This window comes from Pseudomonas sp. NPDC098747 (assembly GCF_044760045.1).
In the GTDB taxonomy this organism is placed as follows: domain Bacteria; phylum Pseudomonadota; class Gammaproteobacteria; order Pseudomonadales; family Pseudomonadaceae; genus Aquipseudomonas.
Window position 1 is genome coordinate 13,175 of sequence record NZ_JBIWAL010000080.1, and the last position, 3,623, is coordinate 16,797.

Below are 3,623 nucleotides of genomic sequence, written 5' to 3' on the forward strand. Positions count from 1 at the left end.
ATGAAATGGATTCACCACTTTGGCGTCGATGATTTCGACGCCATGACGAACGTCAGCAAGGCCTTGCGCGACAAGCTCAAGGTTATTGCTGAAGTCCGTGGTCCCGAAGTTGTCAGCGAGGACATTTCCACCGACGGCACCCGTAAGTGGGTGGTGCGCGTGGCGTCCGGCAGCTGTGTCGAGACCGTGTACATTCCCCAGGGAAAACGCGGCACTTTGTGCGTTTCGTCCCAGGCAGGCTGTGCCCTGGATTGCAGTTTCTGCTCATCCGGCAAGCTAGGCTTCAATAGCAACCTCACCGCCGCCGAAGTCATCGGTCAGGTGTGGATTGCCAACAAATCTTTCGGCAGCGTCCCGGCCACCGTCGACCGTGCCATCACCAACGTGGTGATGATGGGCATGGGTGAGCCGTTGCTGAACTTCGACAACGTCGTCGCCGCCATGCATCTGATGATGGATGACCTCGGTTACGGGATTTCCAAGCGCCGCGTGACCCTGTCCACGTCGGGTGTGGTGCCGATGATCGATGAGCTGTCCAAGCACATCGACGTATCCCTTGCGTTGTCCCTGCACGCACCGAATGACGCATTGCGTAACCAATTGGTGCCGATCAACAAGAAATATCCGCTTAAGATGCTGCTCGAGTCGTGCCAGCGCTACATGTCGTCCCTGGGCGAAAAGCGCGTGCTGACCATCGAGTACACCTTGCTCAAGGACATCAACGACAAAGTCGAACATGCCGTTGAGATGGTCGAGTTGCTGAAAAACATTCCATGCAAGATCAACCTGATTCCGTTCAACCCGTTCCCGCACTCCGGGTACGAGCGGCCTAGCAACAATGCTATCCGCCGGTTCCAGGATCAGCTGCATCAAGCAGGCTTCAACGTCACTGTGCGCACCACCCGTGGTGAAGACATCGACGCGGCTTGCGGTCAATTGGTAGGGCAGGTGCTGGATCGCACCCGTCGCAGCGAACGTTACATTGCCGTGCGGGAATTGAACGCCGACGGTGATCTGGCGCAGAGCGCCGCGAATACAAACTAAGAGAGGATCTCTATGTCCCTGCGCTTTGCGCTGCTGTTGCTGTTGGCCAGCCTGAGTGCTGGCTGTGTCCTGTCGGGTGACTACAACCCGATGAAGACCAGCAAGGGCCGCGATGAAGCGCGAGCCGCTTATGTGCAGTTGGGGCTGGGGTATTTGCAGCAGGGCATGACCGAGCGCGCCAAGGTGCCGCTGAAAAAGGCCCTCGATCTGGACAGCTCCGACCCGGACGCCAATGCTGCCCTCGGGCTGGTGTTTCAGGCCGAGATGGAGCCTGCATTGGCTGACGAACACTTCCGCAAGGCCTTGTCTTCACGTCCCGCCGATGCCCGAACCCTCAACAACTACGGCAGTTTTCTCTACGAAGAACAGCGTTACAAGGAAGCCTACGAGCGTTTTGAACAGGCCGCCGCCGATACCCTGTATCCTGAGCGCTCGCGTGTGTTCGAGAGCCTCGGCATGACGGCGGCCAAGCTCGGCCAGCGTGATCTGGCGCAGCAGCAACTGGAAAAAGCCCTGCGGTTGAATCGTCAACAACCGCGCGCATTGCTGGAAATGGCTGAGTTGTCCTTCGAAGACAGGCATTATGTGCCCGCACGTGACTATTACGACCGTTTCAGCCTGCTAACCGAACAAAATGCACGTAGTCTATTGCTCGGCGTTCGGCTGGCGAAAGTGTTTGAAGATCGCGACAAGGCCGCCAGTTATGGCCTGCAATTAAAACGACTCTATCCCGGTACGCCGGAATATCAGCAATACCTGTCGGAGCAATGATGAAAGCGGCGCATCCCGAAGTTGTAGCAGCGAATCGCGTTAACCCCGGTGAGACCTTGCGCCAGGCCCGCGAAAGCAATGGCTGGTCGCTGGCCGAAGTGGCCCTCAAGCTCAACCTCACCGTGACCTCCCTGAGCAATCTGGAAACCGGCGCTTTCGACAAGCTGCCGGGGCACACCTTTGCTCGCGGTTACATTCGCGCCTATGCCAAGTTGCTCGGCATGGACCAGACCGCTCTGGTTCAGCAATTCGACCAGTCCACCGGCACCGACTCCCAAGGCAGCAATGTGCATGCGCTGGGCCGTATCGAAGAGCCGGTGCGGGTCTCCCACACTATTTTGCGCATCGTCAGCCTGCTGTTGCTGATCGCGGTCATCGGCGGCGGTTTCGTCTGGTGGCAGGATCAGACTTCGCAGCGCAGCAAAGACTCGACCAGCCTCGCCCCCGAGCACGTCGAAGTCGAAGGCGCCGACGGCACCACGCAGATTCACCCGATTGACGAGCCGGAAGACCAGGCCGTTGCCGAAGGTCAGGCCGAGGGCGCAACTGCCTTGGCACTGCCGCAATCGGAAGCCACCGCTGAATCGACCGGCGCCGAGCCTGCCGCTCCGGCAACTGCTCCGGCAGCACCGGCCACTCCGGCTGCTACGCCAACTGCGCCGGTTCATACCCCTGCACCGGTTGTCGCTGCCCCTGTCACGCCGGCAACTAACGTTCCGGCCACTCCAGCGCCGACTATTACCGCTCCGGTTGTTCCTGCGCCAACCGCGCAAGTGTCTGCGCCAGTTGCCGGTCAAAGTCAGGTTTCGGTGCAGTTCGTTGCCGATTGCTGGACCCAGGTTACCGACGGCAGTGGCAAGACTCTGTTTAGTGGCCTGAAGCGTAAAGGCGACAGCCTTTCTGTTGCGGGCAAACCACCGTTTGCCGTACGTCTGGGTTATGCCCGTGGCGCACAGGTCAGCTACAACGGCCAGCCGGTCGATATCGCTCCGTTCACCAGTGGCGAGACTGCTCGCCTGAAGTTGGGTCAATAAGTCATGCACGGCGAATCTCCAATCAAACGTCGCGTTTCGCGCAAGATCTGGGTCGGCAACGTACCGGTGGGCGGCGATGCGCCTATCGCTGTGCAGAGCATGACCAACAGCGACACCAATGACGTCGCCGCCACCGTTGCACAAATCAATCGTCTGGAAGCCGCCGGCGTCGACATCGTTCGTATCTCGGTGCCGGACATGGACGCCGCCGAGGCATTCGGCAAGATCAAGCAATTGGTCAAGGTGCCGCTGGTTGCCGATATTCACTTCGACTACAAGATCGCCTTGCGCGTAGCCGAACTGGGTGTGGACTGCCTGCGCATCAACCCGGGCAACATCGGTCGTGAAGATCGCGTGCGTGCAGTGGTTGATGCCGCCCGTGACCGCGGAATTCCGATTCGTATCGGCGTCAACGCCGGCTCGCTGGAAAAAGACCTGCAAAAGAAATACGGCGAGCCAACGCCGGCAGCGCTGGTCGAGTCAGCCCTGCGTCACGTTGAACATCTCGAACGCCTGAATTTCCAGGACTTCAAGGTCAGCGTGAAAGCCTCCGACGTGTTCATGGCCGTCGAAGCCTACCGCTTGCTGGCGAAAGAAATCGTCCAGCCGCTGCACCTGGGCATCACCGAAGCGGGTGGATTGCGTTCGGGCACAGTGAAATCCGCCGTGGGCCTAGGTATGCTGCTCGCCGAAGGGATTGGCGATACTATCCGCATCTCGCTGGCGGCCGATCCGGTCGAGGAAGTGAAGGTCGGTTACGACATTCTCAAGTCT

The 3,623-nt window shown here is 59.4% G+C and carries 4 protein-coding genes; all 4 read left to right on the forward strand.

The window, feature by feature from the left end:
- The coding region (gene rlmN, locus ACIQVE_RS27315) for a 23S rRNA (adenine(2503)-C(2))-methyltransferase RlmN (protein WP_402814580.1) at positions 1–1,044 on the forward strand (1,044 nt) is incomplete at its 5' end.
- A gap of 12 nt (positions 1,045–1,056) precedes the next feature.
- On the forward strand, positions 1,057–1,815 hold the full coding sequence (gene pilW / locus ACIQVE_RS27320; RefSeq protein WP_042560924.1) for a type IV pilus biogenesis/stability protein PilW: 759 nt from the start codon (positions 1,057–1,059) through the stop codon (positions 1,813–1,815).
- The gene (locus ACIQVE_RS27325) at positions 1,815–2,849 is read left to right on the forward strand and encodes a RodZ domain-containing protein (protein WP_402814582.1); all 1,035 of its coding nucleotides are present in this window, start codon (positions 1,815–1,817) and stop codon (positions 2,847–2,849) included. Before pilW ends, ACIQVE_RS27325 begins: the two co-directional genes overlap by 1 nt.
- A gap of 3 nt (positions 2,850–2,852) precedes the next feature.
- Positions 2,853–3,623, forward strand: a 771-nt coding sequence (gene ispG / locus ACIQVE_RS27330) for a flavodoxin-dependent (E)-4-hydroxy-3-methylbut-2-enyl-diphosphate synthase (RefSeq protein WP_402814585.1), incomplete at its 3' end; no start/stop codon positions are given.